The organism is Actinacidiphila sp. bgisy167, assembly GCF_965342175.1.
Lineage (GTDB): Bacteria > Actinomycetota > Actinomycetes > Streptomycetales > Streptomycetaceae > Actinacidiphila.
In genome coordinates this window covers 14969-35773 of record NZ_CBDRBL010000072.1, presented here as the reverse complement: position 1 = coordinate 35773, position 20805 = coordinate 14969, and the positions used below count along the sequence as shown (strand labels likewise).

Here is a 20805-nt window from a genome sequence, read left to right as displayed (position 1 = left end):
TCCAGGAAGAGCCGTAGTCCTCCGCGGACTGTCCGCCGACGAGTTGAACGCCGCCGTCCGACCGGACGGCTACACGGTCCGCCACCGCACGGGCGAGAAGAGTCCGCTCGCCGGAACCGTCGAAGGGGACGGCCACGACCTTCCAGATGGATGCCCCGGACGCCTTCTGCCCGAGCGAAGCGTCATAGCGGGCCACGGTCAGCGAGTCGTCGACGACGCCGATGACCTTCGCGTCCTTGAGGCCGACCTGAAGTTCGCGCACGGGGGTGCCGCTCCAACGTCAAGTCCTGGACCATCGTGTCCGTGAGCGTGGCGCCCGATTGAGTCGCGAGGGTATGGCCGGTGTGCCGCCGCGCACGGTGCGGCACACGCGGGTGGGTCCGTCGCGGTGTCCGGCCGAGGTGACCTCCCCCTTGACGGGGCCTCGGTGGGCGGAAGCCGGGAGGCCCGGACGGAGGGGTAGACGCCCGCCAGCACGCCCACGACCACCGCGCCGCCGACCGCACCAGCCACGACCGGGAGCGGCAGGACGGGCGTCCAGCCCTGGTGCAGGCTGTACCCGATCGCGGCCAGGGAGCCGACGGAGGTCCCGGCGATCCCGCCGAACGCCGACAGCATGACCGCCTCCACGAGGAACTGCCCGCGGATCTGGCCCTTGCTGGCGCCGAGGGCGCGGCGCAGACCGATCTCCTTGCGGCGTTCGAGCACCGAGATGAACATCGTGTTGGCGACTCCGATGCCGCCCACCAGCAGCGCCACCCCGGCCAGCCCCAGGAAGAGCGAGGAGAAGGTGTTCTCGGTGGCTCGCTTGGCGGCCAGCACCTCCGAGGGCCGGCTGACCTGGACCAGGCCGGGCGCCTGCGGGTCGAGCGTCGCGGGAAGCACCCCGCGGACGTCCTCCAGGGCGTCCTCGTCGGCCTTGACGTAGACGACCGTCGGCTGGTCGTCGAAGTTCAGGTAGGTGTGGGCCGCCTGCCAGCCCACCATCACCGACTGCTCGAGCTCGGGCGTGAGCGGCATGGGGCCCAGGATGCCGATCACTGAGAACGCACGCCGGTCGATGGAGACCAGGGGCGCTGGGCCGCCCGGGTCCAGCCGGCTGATGCCGAGCCAGGCGGCGGCCTGGTTGCCGAGGACCACCGTGGGGAACCGGTCGGTCGCCGGGCCGAGGAACCGGCCGGCGCGCACCGCCCCGTGGACCGTCGAGAGCAGGTTGTCCTGGCTGGCCAGAACGGTGATGCCGACGCCGTCGTCGGCGGGCGCCCGGTCCGAACGCAGGATGCGCGCGTTGGTGTTGGCCACGGCGGTGGCCGAGGTGACCGGGCCGATCCGGCCGGCCATCGCGGCGGCCTCCTTCGGCAGCGAAGGCCGCTCGTCCTGCTGCCCGACCGCCTGGGCCTGCAGGATGTCGGGGCCGAGGGATTCCAGCTCGTCGAGGAGGTGGCGCTGGCTGGACGCGGGGATGCCCGTGACGACGATCATGGTGGCGATGCCGATCGAGATGCCGAGGGCGGACAGCGCCGCCCGCATCACACGGATCCGGATGCCCAGGAACCCCAGGCGCAGGAAGTCGCCCGGTGGCAGCCGTACCCCGCGCAGGGGTTCGTCCTTCGCGGCTTCGGTCATGGGGTCGCCTCCGCGCCGGTGTCGTCCGTGATCCGGCCGTCGCGGATCTCCACGCGCCGGGGCAGCCGGGCCGCGATGTCGCGGTCGTGGGTGATCACGGCGATGGTGGTGCCCTCGTCGTTGAGCTTCTCGAGCAGATCCAGGATGGCCCGGCCGTTGGCGGTGTCCAGGGCGCCGGTGGGCTCGTCGGCCAGGACCAGCGACGGGGCGTTGACCAGGGCGCGGGCGATGGCCACGCGCTGCTTCTCACCGCCGCTGAGCTGGTGTGGGGAGTGGTCCACCCGGTGGGCGAGCCCCACCCGGCCGAGCGCCTCCAGGGCGAGGGGGCGGCGGCGACGGCGCGGGACGCCCGCGTAGAGCAGTCCCGTGGCGACGTTCTCCGCAGCCGAGAGCCCGTCGGTGAGGTGGAACTGCTGGAAGACGAAACCGAGCCACGTGCCGCGCAGGACGGACAGCCGGCGGTCGCGGAGTCGGGCCACGTCGCGTCCCGCGATCTCCACCGTGCCGCGGCTCGGCAGGTCGAGGGTCCCCATGATGTTGAGCAGCGTCGACTTGCCGGATCCGGACGGCCCCACGATGCCGAGGAGTTCGCCGCGGCGGATGGTCAACGACACGTCGTCCAGGGCGCGGACGCCGCCTGCGTAGGTCTTGCTCGCCCGCACGACCCGCAGCACGGGCTCGTCCCGGCGGCCGGCGTGCCGGGCTCCGGGAGACGGCGGAGCCTGCGGGGACGGGTGGGGCGGCCCCACCGCCCGCAGCCGCAGGGTGTCGGCGGGGCCGCCGCCGAGGTCGCCGAGGGTCATGAGGCGGTCTCCACACGAAGCCCCTCGGACACTCCGTCGCCCTTCACCTCGACCATGCCGTTCGCGAAGAGTCCCGTCTCGACGGCGAGGTAGGCGCCGTCGGTCTTCTGCAGCGCGTAGCCGCCGCCGCTCAGCGCGACGAGCGTCCCCACGGGCACGGCGAGCACGTTCTTCCTGGTGGAGGCGGTGAAGCGGACCTGCACACTGGCCGCGTCGTACTTCGGCGGGGTGGCCGGTGTGACGGTGACGAGGAGCGTGGGAGGGGTGTTCTGGCCGCCGGCCGAGTCACCTCCGCCCTGGACGGTCTGGCTGATGGAGGTGACGGTCCCGGGCGCCTCGCTGTTGTCCGGAAGGGTGATCACGACCTTCGCGCCGGTCGAGATGCCGTCGGTGTCCGTGGCCTGCACCGGCACGCTCACGGACTTGGAGGTGCGGGTGACGGTCATCAGGGGCTCGCCGACGGGGTCGCCGAGCTGGGCCTGCACCGAACTGACCCGCACCGGCCCGGATACCACGACGATCTGCCCGACGTCCAGCGTGCCCGTCGGGTCCATGCCGACGTACCGCTGCCACCGCTTGACCGCGTCCGACAGGCTCTTGGTCCAGACGTCCCCGATCCGGTCGGCGCGGCCCGCGCCCGTGATGGTCCCCATCGCGCCCCCCGAGGAGGCGCCGACGCGCGGGCCGATGTCGTAGCCGAGGGCTTCGAGGTTGTCGGCGACCATGGTGACGTCCCTGCCGCGCAGCGTCGGCTTGTCCAGGGTGCGGTACAGGGGCGTGCTCCCGTAGAAGACCACGACAGGGCGGTCGTCCACCGCGTACAGCTGGCGGCCGCGTTTGACCGTCCGCCCCGTGGGCGGGAGTTCGGTGACCGTTCCCTCCCCCGTGCCCTTGACGGCGATGTCGGCCCCGTAGCCGAGGGTGCCGCGGTGCGTCTGGGTGTCGGCGAGGTCCGTGCGCACGACCTTGACGGTGGCGGATCGCGCCACCTTGCCGGCGGAGGCGGCGGGCTGCTTCGCCCCGGAGGCGAGGGAGTAGCCGCCGAAGGCCATGCCGGCCGTGACCAGGAGGACCGCCGCCACGGTGAGGGCCCGCCGTGTGGTGCGCCTGGAGGTCCGCGCCGCTCTACTCGCCGCCACCGAAGGCCTTCCGCTCGCAGTCCTGCTCGATCGACGACGTGTCCTGGCGGGTGTCGACGTAGTCGTCGTCATAGGTCCAGCCGAGGCCGTTCGGGTTGAGGCTGGTGTCCCTGGTGAGGTGCACCATGATCCCGTTGGAGCGGAGGCAGCTGACGTCCTTCTGCCAGTCCTCCCGGTAGTGGGGGTTGAGGGCCGGATCCTGTTCCGGCGGGCCGATGGGCAGTTTGTCGGCGCACGCGTTCTTGGCGCGCTCGGGAATCGGGTCCGCGACGAACACCGGCTCTTCCCCGCCCGGCTCCGCGCCCGGAGGCGGCGCAGCTCCGGTACCGCCCGTCTTGGCGCCGTGCTCCAGGAGGCACTTGTCCCAGGCGGCGATCAGGCGGTTGCGGCGCTCGGGGGAGTCGTCCAGCCGCAGTTGCGGACGACCGGAGTCTCCCGCCGCGCGGTCGGAGGGCGCGCCCTGGCCCGGCGGCCGGTCCGTCGACGGCGGCAGGGAGGCCACCTGGCGGTCCGCGCCGCGGGCCGGTTCGGACGCCGGGCCCCCGCACGCCGTCAGGGCGGCGAGCGAGGCCAGGGACGCGGTGGTCAGGACGATCGCACGGAGCGTCGGGGCCGCGCCTGGGGCGCGGAGTCGAGGGCGGGGTCGCAGTCGCGGTGCTGGCATGGGCTTCCTTCGAGGGGGAACGCTGAGCGGGCACGCCTGGGCAGTGCCTTTGACCTCCCAGACGTGCGACCACGTCCCGGGTTGTCGTCCGCGCGAGACTTTCGGCGGATGCGTGCACCTGCCGACCGCGGTTCCCCAGCCGTTCGACGGCACGACCCCGGGTGGACGCTCCGCGCGTCCCCCGAGGTCGTGCCGTCCCAACCCGTGCACGTCATCAGACGACGCGCTTGCGGCCCCAGAGGAAGACAAAGACCGTGAGGGCGGCGGTCAGGGCGAAGAGGATCGAGGCGCCCAGCCACTGCATGCCGCTCATCTGCGAGAAGGGGAGGTAGTCCACCGCCCAGCCCACGATGCCCTTCTGCTGCTGGCAGGCCGCGACGGCCTCCTCCGGCCCGGCGTGTACGCAGGTGCTCCAGCCGAGGGTCTCCCCGGACGCCGTGACGTACGACTGGTCGATCTGATAGGCGGCGGCGGGCGGGCTCGGGGCGCCGACGTCGACACCGGTGTCGGTCGTGATCCTGAGGACATGGCCGAGATCGAGCCGGTAGGAGCTCCAGGCCACCTGGACGGCGACCGCGAAGAAGAAGGTCACGACCATGGCGATCAGAGTGCGGCGCAGGAGCAGGCCGATCGCGACGCCGCCGATGACGGTGAAGAGCGCGAGTGCGACAGGCACGGGCCCGGTGGTGTCGAACGCCTGGCCGGAGGTCCAGTCCATGACGGAGCTCTGCCGGCTGACCGGCGCCCACCACCGGCCGAAGGCGAAGGACAGGGCGACGGTGCAGACCACGACCACCAGGGCGCTGATGCCGATCTTGGCGGCGAGCCAGCGGGCGGGCCGGGCGGCCTGAGTGGTGACGAGCTTGGCCGTGCCGCTCTCCAGGTCGCCGGCGAGCAGCGGGGCGCCGAGGAAGACCCCGAGAAGGACGGGGACGAAGCCGAGCCCGTAACCGGCCTTCAGGAGCTCGGAACTGTACGGGCTGATGTCCTCCATCCACCGGTCGGGACCCGATGCGGGCCAGCCCTTCGCGGCGAGGTGGTCGAGCAGGCCGGCGCGCTGGTAGAGCATCCAGGCCACGGCGAGGGCCGTCAGGGCCAGCAGCGTCCAGAAGGCGGCACGGTGCTGGCGCCAGACGAGCCAGATCATCCCGCTCAGCCGGGGGCGGCGGGCGCCGCGGTCGGCGGCGGCGGGCTCGGACGGTGCGGAGGAGGTCGCGGTCAGGTTGCTCATGCCGCCGCCCCCCGACCCTGCGTGCCGTACGACACACCCGGTATCTGGGCCACCGGACTGATCAGCGGCGGCACGTGCGGCGAACGCAGATAGGCGAGCAGGAGTTCCTCCAACTGCGGGCTGTGGGACTGCCACTGGTCACCGACCGGGCCGTCCGGGCGGATGAGGGCGGTGGCCTGCCGCCCGCTGGTGCGGTACTCGATCACGGTGTGGCGGGCCAGTTCGGCCGGAACGCCGGCGCCACCGTCGGCGACGCCCTGCAGCAGCAGATGGGCGCTGCGGATCTCGTCCACGTCACCGGCCACCCGCAGGCCGCCGCCGGAGATGACCAGCAGGAAGTCGCAGACGCTCTCCAGCTCGCTGAGCATGTGGGAGGACATCAGCACCGTGGTGCCGTGCTCGGCGGCCTCGGCCATCAGGGTGGTCATGAGCTCGTGGCGCACCAGCGGGTCGAGGTCGGACATCGGCTCGTCGAGAAGCAGCACATCGGGCCGCTTGCCGAAGGCGAGGGCGAAGGCCACGCGGGTGCGCTGACCGCCGGAGAGGGTGCCGACCTTCGCGTCCATCGGCACGTTGCCCGCCCGGACGATCTGCTCGGCGGCCCGCTGGTCCCAGCCCGGGTTGAGCTCGCGGCCCAGCCGCAGCGTCTCGGCCACCGTGAACCGGCGGAACAGCGGCTTCTCCTGGGCGAGGAACGCCGTGCGGCGTCCCGCCTCCGCCGACTGGGGCTGCGCGCCGAACACCGTGAGGGTGCCCTCGGTCGGCTCCAGCAGATTGGCGGCGATCGACATCAGCGTCGTCTTGCCCGCGCCGTTGGGGCCCACGAGCCCGCAGATCCGGCCGGCCGGCAAGCGGAACGAGCAGTCCCGCAGGGCCCAGCCGCGCCGGTACTTGCGGCCGACTCCATGAGCCTCGATCGCCGACTCCTCCACCGGGCCGCCCCTGTCCATGGGGTCCGTGGCGTCACGCACTGGTCATCCTCTTTTCCCGACCTTCCGGTGTCCCGTCGGCCGCCGTCGCACCGGCGTACCGCTCCTGCAGGACGGCCGCGACCAGCGCGGCGACGTCCTCCCGTTCCAGACCCGCCTGCTGGGCCCGGGTCATCCACGCCTCCAGTTCCCCGCGCAGCGGGGAGTCGGCGCCCGCCTGGGGGCGGGCCAGTGAGCGGCGGATGAAGGTGCCGAGTCCCGGCCTCGGCTCGACCAGCCCCTCGCGTTCCAGTTCGCGGTAGGCCTTGAGCGTGGTGTTCGGATTGACGGCGCTGGTCTCCGCGACCTCCTTGGCGGTGGGCAGCCGGTCCCCCGGCATCAGGACGCCCAGCCGCAGGGCCTGTTTGGTCTGCTGGACGATCTGCTGGTAGGCGGCGATCCCGCTGCGCCTGTCGATGCGGAACTCCACGAGGCTTCAACACCCTTTAGCTACTCGATTAGTGGAATGATGATGAGAGGGCGAGGCGAGCCGTGTCAAATGAGGTGGCCGCCAGCGCGCCTCGGGACGGAACCGTGACATCCGCGCGGGGGGACGGCGCGGCCCGCACAGCACGAAGGCCCCGGGGAGCCGGGGCCTTCGTGCGGACGGGAGGAGGGATCAGCGGTTCATGAGGCCGGGGCCGCGGTCGCCGGATCGGCCTTCCAGGCGCTGACGCCGAGCTTCCCCGTGGTGCCGAGGTCGATTTCCGGGACCACCATCACCGCGGGGGCGCCGGGTGTCGCCCGCACCCTCGCATAGGGGGCCAGCACCGGCGTGCCGTCGGTGACGGTGTTGCGCCACATCAGGCCCGCGGTCGCGCTCTGTCCCGGCTCCAGGGTGACGGGGCGGGGCGCGTCGTCGAAGCCCGGCACGAGGGCGACACCTCCGCCACCGCGCACGACCTCGACGCCCGTGACGGGCTCGTGCTCCTCGTCGAGGAGCTGGACCAGCGGATAGCCCTCGACGCGGCGGAGATGTGACGAGCAGTTCTCCAGGCGCAGCCCCACCACCCGCAGCCCCATGGCGGCGTCGCCGTCGTCGGCGGTGAGCCGCAGCCCGGACAGCGGGCAGACGCCTGCCGCGGCGGGCGCCTCGTCCGTCGGGACGCTCCTGACCTTGACGACGCGCACCCGTTCCACGGTGGACCGCGGTGTGAGCGGTGCGGCCAGGTCGGCCTCACTCCGCACCGTGCGGCCGGGCGGAACCGCGGACACCCGTGTGCGGCTCGTCCGCCAGGGCCCGCCCGGCACCTGCGGTGAGCCCGAACGTGACGGTGTAGGTGAGGAGTTCGCCGGCGTGGTTGGTCACGCGGAACACGACGTGGAACGGGGGGCCGGGGCAGTGGGCGGGCCGGCCGCTCACGGCGGTGATCTCGACGTCGCCGTCCCCCTCGGGCTCGGCGCTGACCGGCACGGCCGAGGGGGCGCAGGCACCGCGGTCGTCTCGGTGCGGGCTATCGCAGGCCGTGGCGAGGAGCAGGGCACCGGCGAGCACGGCCGGGAGGAAGAATGCGGGGGTGCGCATCCGGCGATGCCATCAGGCCGCCGCCCCTCCCGGCCGTGGCGGACGCCACAATTCCCGTCACATGACTGTCACAAGGGCCGCGGCCGGGCCGGGTTCAGCGGGAGGCGGCGCTGTCGATCCAGGCGACGACGGCGCTGACGGTAGCGTCGTCGAGCTGCCGGGCGAGGGTGTGCACGGCGTCGCTGTCCCCGGGGAGCGGTGGCACCCCGGCCGCGATGAGCGCGGCGTGGAGCTCGACCCAGCGCGCGTCGACGGCGGCCAGGTGTGCCCCCAGCGGGGCGCCACCCAGTGACTGCTGCGGAGTATCGAGAAGGCTCATGGTGTTTCCCCTCGGACCTCGGACGGTGTCGACCGGACTCGCCGTGCAGGACAGCCCCGTCGCGCCCACCGGTTGCGCCACGCCGCCGACTTCACCCGTCCGGCCCTCACCGCGCCCGCCGGGACCTGTGCCGAACGGATGACGTTCGCCGGTCCGGCGACGCGGGCGGCGCGGCAGAGGGCATGGCGTACCCCAGTGCGTGACCCACCTCGGTGCGGGGCCTGCCCCAGGGCCCGGGCCCGCGTCCCACGGAAGGCATCAGATGATCGACAGGCGGACCTTCGGCACGATCGCCGGCACGGGAGCGGTCGCGGCCGCGCTGGGGATCGTCACCGGATGCGCGACGACCGGCCCGGCCGGGGACAAGCCGGCGCCGCCTATGGACCCCGGCAAGGAACGGCCGGGCGGCACCGAGGCGTTCGGCCCGCTGAAGCAGGTGGAGGCCGGGGTGCTGGACGTCGGCTACGTGGAGGCCGGACCGGCCGACGGGCCCGCGGTGATCCTCCTCCACGGCTGGCCGTACGACATCCACAGCTACGCCGCCGTCACGCCGCTGCTGGCCGCGAAGGGGTACCGGGTGATCGTCCCCTACCTGCGCGGCCACGGGACGACGCGCTTCCTGTCCCGCTCGACGCCGCGCGACGCGCAGCAGGCGGTGTTCGCCCTGGACATCCTCGCGCTCATGGACGCCCTGGGCATCAAGAAGGCGGTCCTCGCCGGCTTCGACTGGGGGTCGCGGACCGCCGACATCATCGCGGCGCTGTGGCCCGAGCGGGTCAAGGGGCTCGTCTCGGTGACCGGTTACCTGATCACCGACCGCGAGGCGAACAAGCAGCCGCTGCCGCCGAAGACCGAATGGGCGTGGTGGTACCAGTACTACTTCGCCACGGAACGGGGACGGAAGGGCCTGGAGCGCAACCGGCACGATCTGGCCCGGCTCGTCTGGACGTTCAACTCCCCGACGTGGGGCTTCGACGACGCCACGTTCGACCGCACCGCGGCGGCCTTCGACAACCCCGACTACGTCCCCATCGTCATCGGCAACTACCGCTGGCGGCTGAGCCTGGTCGAGGGCGAGCCGCGCTACGACGACATCGAGGCGCGGCTCGCCCGACAGCCCGTCGTCACCGTGCCCACGATCACCCTCGACGGGGCGGTCGATCCCTTCACCCCGCCGGGCAACGGCTCGGCCTACCGGGCCAAGTTCACCGGGAAGTACGCGCACCGCACACTGCCGGGCATCGGGCACAACGTGCCGCAGGAGGCGCCCGCCGCCTTCGCCCGGGCCGTGGTGGACGTCGGACGGCTCTGAGCGGCCCCGGGCCGCGGCGACGGAAGCGACCGCCGCCGGCGGGGGTCGGGCGCGCGCCGAGCGAGCGTCAGGGGTCGACGCCGAGTCGGCGCGGCCCGGGCGGCGGCTCGCCGGGGCTCAGCCGACGCACTCCTGCTTGTCGGCCCGCGACTGCGGGATGGTCTCAGGGAGCCGGTCCGGCTCGGCGAGCGGATTCCCGGCGCCCAGGTAGTCGCCGCCGAGGGTCAGGGTCATGTTCGCGCCGGAGGTGGCGTCGTCCGCGCCGGTGGCGTCGTCCGCCGCGGGGTCGTCCGCCGCGGGGCGCAGGGCGGAGGCGGGCAGCCCCATCATCGCGGCCAGGGCCCGGGCCTGGTCGGCCTGGTCGGGCGCGTACTCCAGGGTGGTGCGGTCCTGCTTGCCGCCGCCGGCGTTGCCGCCGTTGGTGGCGTGGGTGACGCCCTTGGTGTTCTGCAGCCACTGCAGGGTCTCCTGAGCCGCGCCCTGGGGGCCGCCGCCGTTGAACACGTCCACCCGGACCTGCGACGGGTCCGCCTTGGGGCCGCGGAGCTTGCTGTCGGCGGCCGCGGGCTTCTTCTTCGGCTTGGTCAGCGAGACGTCGTCCTTGATCGCTTTGAAGAGCGCGGGCGCCCTTGTGTCGTCCACCACGACCGTCGCGTGCCTCGTCCCCTCGGCCGGGTTGTCCTTGACCGGGAGCGTCGTGAAGGTGATGTGCTCGGGATCGACCCGGCTCAGGTCCTTGGCGAGCTCGGTGAGCTTCGCGACGCCGCCGATGCCGGTGTCCACCGTGAGCGACTTGGTGGCCGCGTTCGCCAGCTTGAAGAGCTTCGTGGGGTCGGTGAGGGTGTCGCCGGACTTCATCTGGCGGATCATCGACGCCAGGAACTGCTTCTGCAGGTCGATGCGGTCCAGGTCGCTGCCGTTCTTCAGGGAGTGCCGGGTCCTGACGAAGGCCAGGGCCTGCTCGCCCTGGACCTTGCTCGGCCCCGCCGGCAGGTCCAGATGGGAGCCCTCGCCGTCGCGGGTCGTGTCCTTGATGGGGTGGGTGAGGCAGACCGGCACCCCGCCGACCGCTGTGGACAGGGTCTTCACGGCCTCGAAGTTGACCAGGACGAAGTGGTCGACCGGCAGGCCGGTGATCTCCGTGACGGTCCGCATGGTGCAGCCCGGGTCGCGGCCCGACTGGCCCAGGCTCTCGTTGAAGCGCGGGCTGAACCGCCCCTGCGGCGTCCCGGGGATCGTCTTGGTGGAGCCGTCCTTCTGCTTGGTCGGGCAGTCCGGGATGCCGGTGACCATGTCGCGCGGGATGCTCATCGCGGTCGCGTTCGACCGGTCCTTCGCCACATGGAAGAGGATCGTGGTGTCGGCGTGGCCGACGCTCCCGGCGTCCCCGTACTTCGCGCCGAGGCCCTGGCGGCTGTCGGTGCCGATGACCAGGATGTTCACCGCTTCCTTGCTGGTCGCGTTCTTGCTGCCGGCCGTGCCGACGTCCACGGTGGCGATGTTGCCGTCGAAGTGCCGGTAGAGGAGGTAGGCGCCGGCGCTGCCCCCGAGCACCAGGAATCCGAGCGTCCCCGCCGTCCACATCAGCACCCTGCGCTTCACGGACCGCTTCGCCCTGCGGGAGGGCGGGGCGCCGGCGCGGCGCCGTCCGCCCGGGGCGGGAGCGGGCGGCCGCTCCTCGGGGCGCGCCCGCCCGCCCTGCCGCGGTACCTGCCGCCCGCCCTGCCGCGGCACCGTGGGGGCCGGAGGGGCGTCGGAGGGCAGTCGCAGCCGGTAGGCGCCGGTGTCCGGGTCGAGGACCCACTGGTCGGCGGGGTCGATGCCGCTTCCGTCGTGCCTGTCCATGGTCGTACGGGTCCTCCGTCCGCGCCCGGACGCCGCCCCCCCGCGGCGTTCCCCGGTCGTCGCCTGTCTGGTCGGTCGCCCCGCGGCAGGGCCGGGGCAACCGACCAGACCTCCGACGACGGCGCATGGTTGTACCCGATGCGACACCCGTCGTACGGAGGAAGGGGCGCGGGCGATCCGCCTCTTCGTCCACAGGCTGTGGAGGAAAAGGCGGAACACAGCGGCCGCGGCGTCCTCGCGCCGACCTGCGGGCACGCACCAGGAGCGGTAGATGTGGAGGTGGGGCCGGGCAGCCCCGTGCTGGAGGCGGGCCGGAGAGGACGGGCGAGAACGGCGACGGATGGCGATGCGGGACTCGAGCGGCGACGACGATGCCGAGGGCGGCTTCCCTCCCCGGCCCGATCCGACCGTCCCGGCCACGGCCGTCGTCGACGCCCACGGCGTCGTCACGGGCTGGAGCAGCGAGGCCGAGCGACTGCTCGGGTACGGGCACGCCGAGGTCGTGGGGCGGCCCGCGGTCCGGCTCCTGGGCACGGAGGCCGACCGCTCCACCGAGTGGTTCCTCGCGACGCCCTTCGGCCGGGGCGGCAGCTCGCTGCTGCGCCGCCGGGACGGCCGCCCGCTGGAGGTCTCCGTGCGCATCTACCCGTCGTTGGACGTGCTCGGCCGGCCGCAGCGCCTCATCGTGCTCTCGCCGGTGGACCGGCGGCGCTGGGGAGCGGTGGACGGCCTGGTCGAGGATGCCTTCGACCAGGCCATCCTGCCCATGGCGATCTTCGACGACGAGCTGCGGACGCTGCGCACCAGCCTGGGCATGCGGCGCGAGGCCGGACGCACCGAGGAGCAACTGCGGGGCCAACGCCCCTCGGAGTTCCTGCCCGGCAGCGCGGGAGAGGCCCTCGATGAGGGCGTGCGGCGCGTCCTGGCCAGCGGGGAGGCGAGCGACCTCCACCCGCGCGTCCGCTCACGCGCGGCACCGGTGCCGCGCACCTGGACGATCACGCTCTCCCCCGCTCAGCGACCCGCTGCGGCACACCCCGCGCGTCCAGCTCACCGCCGTCGACACCACCCCACGACTCCACCCTTGTCGTCGAGGTCTCCGACGGCAGCGGCACCGCCCCCCACCTGCGCCGGGCCCGGGTCTTCGACGAGGGCGGACGGGGGCTGCTGCTGGTGGCCCAGGTCACCGGACGCTGGGGCACGCGCCACACCCAGGAGGGCACGACGATCTGGGCGGAGGTCGCCCTGACCGACGCCTGAGGAGGGCCGGCCCCCCCCCGGAGGTCGCCGGCAAGACGAAGGGAGAGGTGCTCATGTGCCGATGGCTCGCCTACACGGGAACGCCCATGCTGCTCGACGACATGCTCTACAAACCGCGGCACTCCCTGATCGACCAGAGCCTGCACTCCCGATTGGGCGTGGAGACGACCAACGGGGACGGCTTCGGCATCGGCTGGTACGCCACGGACCACCTGGACACCCCGGCGATCGTCCGGGACGTCGGGCCCGCGTGGAACAACCGCAACCTGCGGGAGATCTCGCGCCACGTCACCTCGCCGCTGTTCTTCGCCCACGTACGGGCGTCGACGGGCACCGCGGTCCAGCAGACCAACTGCCACCCCTTCCGGCACGGCCGCTGGCTGTGGATGCACAACGGCGAGATCACCGACTTCCACCGGCTGCGCCGCGACCTCTCGCTCGCCGTCGACCCGGTGCTGTTCTCCGCCATCGAGGGCTCGACGGACACCGAGGTGATGTTCCTGCTCGCGCTCACCTTCGGCCTCGACCAGGACGTACCCGGCGCCGTGGCGCGGATGGCGGGGCTGGTGGAGCGGACCGGCCGCGAGCACGGGGTCGAGTTCCCCGTCCAGATGACGGTCGCGGTCTCCGACGGGGAGAGCCTGTGGGCCTTCCGCTACTCCACCGAGCACGCGTCGCGGTCGCTGTTCCACAGCGGCAAGGTGGACTCGCTGCGCGAGCTGCACCCGGACCTGTGGTTCCTGCGGGGCGCGTCGGAGGAGACCCGGCTCGTGGTGTCCGAGCCCCTGGGCGACCTGCCGGACGTCTGGCAAGAGGTCCCCGAGAGCACCGTCCACGTGGTGGGGCCCGGGCAGGACAAGGTGATGCCCTTCGAGCCCGCGCCCCCCGGCGGGGTCGCGGCATGACGCGGGTCACGGGAACCCGCGGGGGCCGGACGGACAGCCGACAGAGGTGACCACTGAAGTACGTACCCGGGTACGGGACGGGGACCCCGCCGCCTTCGCGGAGCTGTTCGACGCGTACGCCCGTACCGTCTACAACCACGCCTTCCGGCTGACCGCCGACTGGTCGGTCGCCGAGGACGTGATGTCGGCCACCTTCCTGGAGGCCTGGCGGCTGCGGGAGCGCGTCGATCCCGAGGGGGGCTCGCTGCGGCCGTGGCTGCTGGGTGTCGCCACCAACCTCGCGCGCAACCACTGCCGCGGCAACCGCCGTTACCGGGCCGCGATCGCCGCCGGCGCCCAGGCCGGGGCGGCCGCGCTCGAGGTGCCCGACCACGCCGACCTGGTGGCCGGCCGGGTCGACGACCGGCGCCGTCTCGCGGTCGTGCTCACCGCCCTCGCCCGGCTGCGCCGCCCCGAGCGCGAGGTGCTGACGCTGTGCCTGTGGGAGGGCCTGGAGTACGCCGAGGCCGCCGAGGCCCTCGGCATCCCGGTCGGCACCGTGCGCTCCCGCCTGTCCCGGGCCCGCACGAGGCTGCGCAGGCTCGCCGACGCGGAAAGGGAACCCGCGGCTCGCCGCCGACAGACAGAAGGGGACCGCGCGAACGCGGTCCGGCCCGCACAGGAAGGAACCCGATGAACGCCCATCCCTCGGAATGGGAGGAGACCGCCCGTCTCCTGCCGCGCGTGGAGCGGGATCTTCCGGCGGACCGTCACCAGCTGCACAAGGAGCGCCTGATGACCCGGATCCACGAGGACCTCACCGCGAGCCGCGGCCCGTCCCCCGCCGCCACCCGCGCGCCCGCGCGCCGCAACCCGTTCCTGCGCCGCATGGTCCTCGTCCCGCTGGCCGCGGGCGTGCTGGCCGGGGCCCTGGCGACCGGCCTGTACGTGTTCGGCGGCGCGGACCCCACCGGCGCGGGCGGCGGCTCCAGGACCCCCGCCACGGGCCCCGCCCTGACCACCCGCCTGGGCGCCGCGGACCCGGAGGGCGCCGCCCGCCTGCTGGACACCGTCTCGCTGGCCGCCGCCGAGTCGCCCGCCGCGCCGGTGGGCGAGGGCCAGTACGTCTACATCGAGTCGAAGTCGGCCGGCACCGTCGTGCGGCACGTGCACGGCACGACCAGCCTGGCCGGCACCCCGCTGCACCGGCGCCAGTCATGGGAGTCCCGCGACGGCAGGGACGGCTGGCTGATCGAGCCCGGCACCACCGGCCCGGGGGGCAGGACGCTGGCAGGCGCCGACGAGCACGGCGACGTACCCCGGCCGACCCTCAACGCGCCGAGCTACGACTACCTCGCCACCCTGCCCACCGACCCCCGCGCGCTCCTGGCCAGGATCTACGAGGAGACGAAGGGCATGGGCGACAGCCCCGACCAGGAGGCCTTCACCACCATCGGCGACCTGCTGGGCGAGAGCTACCCGCCGGCCGCACTGACCGCGGCGCTCTACAAGGCTGCCGCCCGGATCCCCGGCGTGGTCGCCGTGGACGACGCGGTGGACGCCACCGGGCGGCACGGCGTCGCGGTGGCACGGCTGGACGAGGCCAGCGGGCAGCGCACGGAGTGGATCTTCGACCGGAAGACCCACGTCTTCCTCGGCGAGCGCACCGTCCAGGCCGAGCCGGACCCCGACGGGGTCGTGCCGCGCGGCACGGTCGTCTTCACCAGCGCGGTACTGACCCGCGCCGCCGTCGACGGCGTCAGGCAGCTGCCGGGCGCCGCGCGCTGAGCCCCGGTCAGTGGGGCGGGGGCGGGGGGAGCGTCGTCACGTCCGGGGCGGCCTCGGGCCACACCAGGAGGACCGGGCAGGGCGCGTGGTCGACGACGAAGCGCCCCGCGGGGCCCAGGCTCCGCGGCCCGAGCCGTGCCGGGTCGCCGTCGCGGGCCATCACCAGCAGATCGGTCCCGGCCGCGGCGGCGACCACCTCCCGCTCCACCCGGCCCTCCCGCTCCTCCCGCCGGCACGGGCGGCCCAGCCGCCGGGCGGCGGCGTCCAGCAGCCGTGCGGCGCACTCCGCCTCGAGGTCCTCCAGCCGGGCGCCCGGGTCGTGCTCCGGGTGGCCGCGGCCCAGCAGCCCGGCGTAGGCGGCGTGCGCAAGACCGGGGACGTCCAGGCCGCTGACGTGCAGCAGGAGGACGTCGGCGTCCTCCGGGGCGTGCATGCGGACGGCGTCGACGCAGGCGGGCCAGGTTCCTTCGGTGACCCAGGCGGTCACGATCACGGACATCAGCCTCCGAGGACGTGCAGCGAACCCCACAGCGCCACCACCGCCAGGCCCAGCGCCGCGGGCACGGTGAGCAGGCCGAGGACGGTGAACTCCTTGAGGTCCACGTCGTGTTCGTGCTCGTGCACGATACGCCGCCACAGCAGGGTCGCCAGGGAACCCGCGTAGGTCAGATTGGGGCCGATGTTCACCCCAAGCAGGACGGCCAGGACCGCGCCGGGCCCGGCGGGTGCGGTCAGCGGCAGCAGGACCAGCACGGCGGGCAGGTTGTTGATCAGGTTGGCCAGGACGGCGGCGAGCGCCGCGACGCCGAGCAGCGCGGGCAGCCCGGTGCCGCCCGGCACGATCCGGCCCAGCGCGTCGGCGAGCCCGTTGTCGACCACGGCCCGAACCACCACGCCCAGCGCCAGCACGAACGCCAGGAACGGCACCCCGGCCGCCCCTGCCACGGCGCGCACCGTCATCCGCCGCCGCGCCACCGCCCGCAGCGCCAGCACCAGCGCCCCGGCCGCGGCGGCCCACGCCGGATCGATGCCGAGCGCCGGGGTGACGACGAAGCCCGCCAGTGTGCAGACCACCGTGACCAGGGCGAACACCGGCAGCGGCGGGGTCCCCGCACCATCCGGGACGGGGACGGCGGCCGCCAGGTCGGCGCCGAACCAGCGGCGGAAGACGACGTACTCGACCGCGATCGCCACCAGCCACGGCAGCACCATCAGCCCGGCGAAGCGGGTGAAGCTCAGCCCGCTGGCCGCGAACGCCAGCAGGTTCGTCAGGTTCGAGACGGGCAGCAGCAGCGAGGCGGTGTTGGACAGGTGCGTACAGGCGTACACGTGGGGCTTGGGCCGCACCCCCAGCCGCGCGGCGGTCGCGAACACCACCGGGGTCAGCAGCACGATCGTGGCGTCGAGGCTCAGCACCGCCGTCACCGCCGAGGCGAGCACGAACACCGCCCCGAGCAACCGCCGCGGCCGTCCCCGGGCCACCTCGGCCATCCAGGCCCCGCCGGCGCGGAACAGCCCCTCCTCGTCGCAGAGCTTGGCCAGCACCAGGACCGCGGCCAGGAACCCGATCACCGGCCCCAGCCGGGCGGCCTCCTCCCGCGCGTGCTCCAGCGGGATCGCCCCGCTCCCCACGGCCACCGCGGCGGCCGGGACGGCGATCACCGCCTCCGGAAGGCCGAACGGCCGGATCACCGCACCGGCGAGCACGAGGAGCAGCAGCGCGACGGACAGCGCCTCCGCGGTCGTGGTGTTCAGGGTTCTGTTCCTCCCAGGTGGGGCCGTGACGCCTCATGCAACCACGGCCCACGCGACGTCCCCGCACCGCGTGGGCCCGCGTATACGCACTGACGCCTGCCCGCTGCTGGAACGGCGACGTCCCCGCACCGCCTGGGCGCCGGCCGCCCCGGCCGGCGTACCGGCGCACCGCCCAGCACCGGTGCGGAGATGCCGACGCGGCACCGGGGCCCGCGCCGGGGCCGGGGCCGGGCGAGGCGGGGGGCCTCCCGCACCGCTCCCGAGGCGCCGTGGGAACCGCCTGCGCGCCACCCGCGCACCGCCCGGAACGGCGTTGCGGGCCCGGGTCCGGCCTCCCTACTTCTCCTCGTGCGTGCCCTCCACGAGCTCGGCCAGCGCCGCGGCGACGTGGGCCTCGGTGGTGGTCTTGTCGAGGCCGAGGGAGGTCAGCGGGCCGTCACCCGCCTCCAGTTCGAGGAGGGCGAGGAGGAGGTGCTCGGTGCCGATGTAGTTGTGGCCCAGGCGGAGTGCCTCGCGGAAGGCCAGTTCGAGGACCTTGCGGGAGCCGAGGTCGTACGGGACGAGTTCGGGCGCCTCGGCCACGGCCTCGGGGAGGGAGGCGGTCAGGGCGGCGCGGGCGGCGTCGAGGGTGACGCCCTGGGCCGCCATGGCACGGGCAGCGAGGGCGTCGGGTTCGCTGAGCAGCCCGAGGGCGAGGTGCTCGGGGCGGACTTCGGGGTTCGAGGCGGTCTTCGCCTCGGCGTGGGCGGCCATGACGACCTTGCGGGCGCGCGGGGTGAAGCGCGAGAAGCCCTGCGAGGGGTCGAGGTCGGGGGCGCCGGGGTCCTTGGGCACGAAGCGCTTCTGGGCGGCCTGCTTGGTCACGCCCATGCTCTTGCCGATGTCGGTCCACGAGGCGCCGGACCGCCGGGCCTGGTCGACGAAGTGCCCGATGAGGTGGTCGGCGACCTCGCCCAGGTGCTCGGCGGCGATGACGGCGTCCGCGAGCTGGTCGAGGGCGTCGCTGTGGGCCTTCTTGATGGCTTCGATCAGGTCATCGAGCCGGATCTGCTGCGTCATGCGTCAACTATAGGTTGACGCACGTGGGTCGTCAACCAGAAGTTGACGATCAGAGGATTAACCGGTGGTGCTCGCGCCGCCGCGTGCGTCAGCCTGGGCGCATGTCCCAGAACACCTCCGTCCTGCGGGAGTTGCACGCGTCCCTCGACCGGCGCAAGCGACCCGAGGACATCGCCGACCTCGCCCTCCGGCTGCTCGACGGCACCGTCCGTCAGCCCGCCCGCCGTACCCGGCGCGCGCTGGAGAAGGCCGCGAGCGGCTCGCTGAAGGCGCTGTGGCACGGCTACACCTCGATGTCGGAGGACTTCGCCCGGCCCGTCGGCGCCCAGCTCCAGCTGGCCCGCGCCGCGGAGCTGTTCCCCGGGCTGCCGGACGCCTCCGGGGATGATCCGGCGCAGGTGGAGGCGGCGATCCGGGCGGCCGGCGAGCGGATCGCCAAGCGCTTCGGGGCCAGCGACTTCCTCAGCGACCGCCTCGACCGGGCCGGGCGCGCGGAGGCCGGGCTCGGGGAGATGTCGAAGCGGCAGTACAACAAGCGGTTCCGGTTGCTGCGCCGCATGGAGGCCAAGCTGGCGCGCATCCTGGTCGAGCAGCGCAAGCGGGAGGTGACGCTGGCCGGCAAGAGCGGACTCGCCTATCGGCTGGCCTACGAGGAGTTCGCGGCCGACGCCCCGACCGCGGCCTTCGTCGCCTACCTCACCGCCCGCGCCAACCTGCGCAGCGAGTTCACCGTCTCGGGGCAGCAGCGCGCGTACGACGAGGTGGCGGACGCCCTGTTCGGCGAACTGCGGCGGCAGCCGCACCACACCAACTGGTACGCCGTCGCGCACGTCCACCCCACCGCCGAGGTGCTCGGCCACCTCGACGACCGACAGCGGGGGCGGCTGCTCGGGATCTGGTACCGCTTCCTGCTGGACGTCGCCGAGCTGCTCGAGACCGCATGGCGGCGGCAGCCCCTGGACCGGGCGACGATGATCGTGCGCCGCGGCGACGACTCGACCACCTGGAACCAGACCGCCCGGGCCTGGACCAAGGCCCGGACCCACTGGTTCGCGCTCCTGCGGGCCATGGACGCCGAAGAGCTCGTCGAGCGGCTCTGCCCCGGCAAGGTGCTGCTCCTGGTCGCCGCCGACGTGGCCGCCTGGCACCGTTCGACCGGCGGGGGACTCCATCCGGACACCGCGGTGTGGGCCGAGCTGCCGCCGCCCTGGGAGGTGCTGCGCGGCGAGGCGCAGTGCCCGCGCTCGCTGGTGGAGGAGGTCTGCCGGCGTCACGGCGTCGACCCCGTCGCGGGCGGCTGGACACAGCCGCGGCCGGCGGCGGCCCCGGCGCCCTTCCGGCCCACGCCGGAGCTCGTGCACGGAGTGGAGGTCGGCGACCCGGTGCTGGCCGGCGTCCTGCGGTCGGCGGGCCTCTTCTCGGGGCGTCCGCCCCGCCCGGCGGCGGAGGACCTCGGCGTCCGGGTGTGACCGAGGCGCCTCGACGGCCAATTGCGTTGACGCCCGGTCGCCGGGGCGGCCAGGATCGTGGCACCGACGAGGAAGCTCAGTGGTGGAGCAGCCGGCTCTTAACCGGCAGGACGCAGGTTCGAGCCCTGCCCTCGTCGGCCGCACGGGCACCGGGAAGCTCAATGGTGGAGCGCCCGGCTCGGGACCGGGGGGACGCAGGTTCGAGCCCTGCCCCGGTGTTCGTGCGGCCTGCCCGCGTCGCGCCCTCCGGACACGGCGAGAACCGGCTCGCACCGTCGTACGCCCGAGGTCCTGGGGCGCGTGCGCCTACCGGCGCACCTCACCGGGCCTCCGCCACCCGCTGACGGGCGGGAAGCGGGGCGAGGCGGAACGCCGGACAAGAAAAGGGGAAAACCCCCGGGCGGTCGTGGCCGCCGGGGGAGTTCCGGGAAAAGCTTTCCGCAGGCGATCAGTACGCCGAGTTGACGTTGTCGATCGTGCCGTAGACGTGAGCCGCGTAGTTGCAGGCTGCAGTGATGTTGGCGACCGGGTCGTAGATGTTCCACGAGGTGCCGGGAACGTGGTACGTCTTGAAGGTCGGGTCGATCACCTGCATCAGACCCTTGGAGGGAATTCCCTTGGCCGCGTTCGAGTCCCAGCCGTTGATGGCGTTCGGGTTTCCCGAGGACTCGCGCATCAGGTTCTTGTAGATCCCGTTGTAGGTGCCCGGAATGCCGTGGGCGCGCATCACTGCCAGGGACTCGTTGATCCACGTGCTGACGGAGCCCGACTGCGCCGCGGGGGCGGCGGAGGCGGCGGGGGCCATGGCCACGCCACCGGCGACGACGGCGACGCCGGCGGCGGCGCAGCCGAGGGAGATCTTCTTGGCCTTGGCGACGCGGTTGAGCTTCGACATAGCGGAGATCTGCATTCGAGTAATTCCTCTTCCGTGGGGTACGCCATGAATTGTTGGCCGACTTAAATCCCGAGGTCAATGCACCCCTGCTACTAAGGGGATTAGTTGTGGGACCAGGGACGAAAGTCCCGGCGCTCAGGCGCGGGAAGGGGATGATGCGACGCGATCTACTAAGGAACCCCGAAAGTGGCGTACGCCATGTCGGCCACGTCACATACCGGACCGAACAAATCGCCCATTACGTGACGCAGGCCATGTGGCCC

The 20805-nt window shown here is 73.4% G+C and carries 21 protein-coding genes, 2 tRNA genes and 2 pseudogenes; 9 read left to right on the top strand and 16 right to left on the bottom strand.

Going from position 1 to position 20805, the window contains the following annotated elements; genetic code table 11:
* From ACRWND_RS23840 to ACRWND_RS23790, 11 genes are all read right to left on the bottom strand, one after another.
* On the bottom strand, positions 1-262 hold a 262-nt coding region (locus ACRWND_RS23840; protein ID WP_431952693.1), incomplete at its 3' end, for a hypothetical protein.
* Positions 199-1626, bottom strand: a complete 1428-nt coding sequence (locus ACRWND_RS23835) for an ABC transporter permease (protein WP_431952691.1) — start codon at positions 1624-1626, stop codon at positions 199-201. The genes ACRWND_RS23840 and ACRWND_RS23835, both read right to left, overlap by 64 nt.
* Positions 1623-2429 (bottom strand): ABC transporter ATP-binding protein, encoded by an 807-nt coding sequence (locus ACRWND_RS23830; protein WP_431952689.1) that lies wholly within the window; start codon positions 2427-2429, stop codon positions 1623-1625. Before ACRWND_RS23830 ends, ACRWND_RS23835 begins: the two co-directional genes overlap by 4 nt.
* Positions 2426-3568 carry a hypothetical protein gene (locus ACRWND_RS23825; RefSeq protein WP_431952687.1) on the bottom strand — a complete coding sequence of 381 codons (1143 nt, stop codon included), beginning with the start codon at positions 3566-3568 and terminating at the stop codon, positions 2426-2428. Before ACRWND_RS23825 ends, ACRWND_RS23830 begins: the two co-directional genes overlap by 4 nt.
* Entirely contained in the window at positions 3555-4232 is a 678-nt protein-coding gene (locus ACRWND_RS23820) for a hypothetical protein (protein WP_431952685.1), read from the bottom strand. The genes ACRWND_RS23825 and ACRWND_RS23820 overlap by 14 nt, the downstream gene beginning before the upstream one ends.
* A 214-nt stretch (positions 4233-4446) precedes the next feature.
* Positions 4447-5463, bottom strand: a complete 1017-nt coding sequence (locus ACRWND_RS23815) for an ABC transporter (protein WP_431952683.1) — start codon at positions 5461-5463, stop codon at positions 4447-4449.
* Positions 5460-6413, bottom strand: coding sequence for an ABC transporter ATP-binding protein (locus tag ACRWND_RS23810; RefSeq protein WP_431952701.1), 954 nt, complete (start codon positions 6411-6413; stop codon positions 5460-5462). The genes ACRWND_RS23815 and ACRWND_RS23810 overlap by 4 nt, the downstream gene beginning before the upstream one ends.
* A gap of 13 nt (positions 6414-6426) precedes the next feature.
* Positions 6427-6861, bottom strand: coding sequence for a GntR family transcriptional regulator (locus tag ACRWND_RS23805; RefSeq protein ID WP_431952681.1), 435 nt, complete (start codon positions 6859-6861; stop codon positions 6427-6429).
* Between the two features lie 197 nt (positions 6862-7058).
* Entirely contained in the window at positions 7059-7562 is a 504-nt protein-coding gene (locus tag ACRWND_RS23800) for a DUF4232 domain-containing protein (protein WP_431952679.1), read from the bottom strand.
* Between the two features lie 46 nt (positions 7563-7608).
* The gene (locus ACRWND_RS23795; RefSeq protein WP_431952677.1) at positions 7609-7956 is read right to left on the bottom strand and encodes a hypothetical protein; all 348 of its coding nucleotides are present in this window, start codon (positions 7954-7956) and stop codon (positions 7609-7611) included.
* A 94-nt stretch (positions 7957-8050) separates the two neighbouring features.
* Positions 8051-8275, bottom strand: a complete 225-nt coding sequence (locus ACRWND_RS23790) for a hypothetical protein (RefSeq protein ID WP_431952675.1) — start codon at positions 8273-8275, stop codon at positions 8051-8053.
* A gap of 262 nt (positions 8276-8537) precedes the next feature.
* On the opposite strand from ACRWND_RS23790, the gene ACRWND_RS23785 reads away from it, so the two are divergent.
* Entirely contained in the window at positions 8538-9587 is a 1050-nt protein-coding gene (locus tag ACRWND_RS23785; RefSeq protein ID WP_431952673.1) for an alpha/beta fold hydrolase, read from the top strand.
* 117 nt (positions 9588-9704) lie between these two features.
* Here the strand turns inward: ACRWND_RS23785 and ACRWND_RS23780 are convergent, their stop codons facing one another.
* Positions 9705-11432 (bottom strand): LCP family protein, encoded by a 1728-nt coding sequence (locus ACRWND_RS23780; RefSeq protein ID WP_431952671.1) that lies wholly within the window; start codon positions 11430-11432, stop codon positions 9705-9707.
* 271 nt (positions 11433-11703) lie between these two features.
* Between ACRWND_RS23780 and ACRWND_RS23775 the strand changes: the two are divergent.
* The 5 genes and pseudogenes from ACRWND_RS23775 to ACRWND_RS23755 all read left to right on the top strand — a co-directional run.
* A pseudogene (locus ACRWND_RS23775) lies at positions 11704-12387 on the top strand (PAS domain-containing protein); the annotation flags it as partial.
* A 119-nt stretch (positions 12388-12506) separates the two neighbouring features.
* Positions 12507-12692: pseudogene (locus ACRWND_RS23770) on the top strand (ATP-binding protein); the annotation flags it as partial.
* Positions 12693-12745: 53 nt separating this feature from the next.
* Complete coding sequence (locus tag ACRWND_RS23765) at positions 12746-13597, top strand: class II glutamine amidotransferase (protein WP_431952669.1); 852 nt, start codon at positions 12746-12748, stop codon at positions 13595-13597.
* A 46-nt stretch (positions 13598-13643) separates the two neighbouring features.
* Positions 13644-14273: an RNA polymerase sigma factor gene (locus ACRWND_RS23760; RefSeq protein WP_431952667.1), complete on the top strand. Its 630-nt coding sequence runs from the start codon at positions 13644-13646 to the stop codon at positions 14271-14273.
* Entirely contained in the window at positions 14270-15364 is a 1095-nt protein-coding gene (locus ACRWND_RS23755; protein ID WP_431952665.1) for a CU044_5270 family protein, read from the top strand. The genes ACRWND_RS23760 and ACRWND_RS23755 overlap by 4 nt, the downstream gene beginning before the upstream one ends.
* Positions 15365-15371: 7 nt before the next feature.
* Here the strand turns inward: ACRWND_RS23755 and ACRWND_RS23750 are convergent, their stop codons facing one another.
* The 3 genes from ACRWND_RS23750 to ACRWND_RS23740 form a co-directional block, all read right to left on the bottom strand.
* Complete coding sequence (locus tag ACRWND_RS23750; protein ID WP_431952663.1) at positions 15372-15863, bottom strand: universal stress protein; 492 nt, start codon at positions 15861-15863, stop codon at positions 15372-15374.
* Positions 15863-17119 (bottom strand): SLC13 family permease, encoded by a 1257-nt coding sequence (locus tag ACRWND_RS23745; protein ID WP_431952699.1) that lies wholly within the window; start codon positions 17117-17119, stop codon positions 15863-15865. The genes ACRWND_RS23750 and ACRWND_RS23745 overlap by 1 nt, the downstream gene beginning before the upstream one ends.
* Positions 17120-17455: 336 nt before the next feature.
* Positions 17456-18178 (bottom strand): Clp protease N-terminal domain-containing protein, encoded by a 723-nt coding sequence (locus ACRWND_RS23740; RefSeq protein WP_431952661.1) that lies wholly within the window; start codon positions 18176-18178, stop codon positions 17456-17458.
* 101 nt (positions 18179-18279) lie between these two features.
* On the opposite strand from ACRWND_RS23740, the gene ACRWND_RS23735 reads away from it, so the two are divergent.
* The 3 genes from ACRWND_RS23735 (at position 18280) to ACRWND_RS23725 (ending at position 19866) form a co-directional block, all read left to right on the top strand.
* Complete coding sequence (locus ACRWND_RS23735) at positions 18280-19647, top strand: hypothetical protein (protein WP_431952659.1); 1368 nt, start codon at positions 18280-18282, stop codon at positions 19645-19647.
* Positions 19648-19712: 65 nt separating this feature from the next.
* Positions 19713-19784 (top strand) — tRNA-Lys (locus ACRWND_RS23730).
* A 10-nt stretch (positions 19785-19794) separates the two neighbouring features.
* Positions 19795-19866: transfer RNA gene (locus tag ACRWND_RS23725), tRNA-Pro, on the top strand.
* A gap of 229 nt (positions 19867-20095) precedes the next feature.
* Here the strand turns inward: ACRWND_RS23725 and ACRWND_RS23720 are convergent.
* Positions 20096-20557: a transglycosylase SLT domain-containing protein gene (locus ACRWND_RS23720; protein WP_431952657.1), complete on the bottom strand. Its 462-nt coding sequence runs from the start codon at positions 20555-20557 to the stop codon at positions 20096-20098.
* Between the last annotated feature and the right edge of the window lie 248 nt (positions 20558-20805).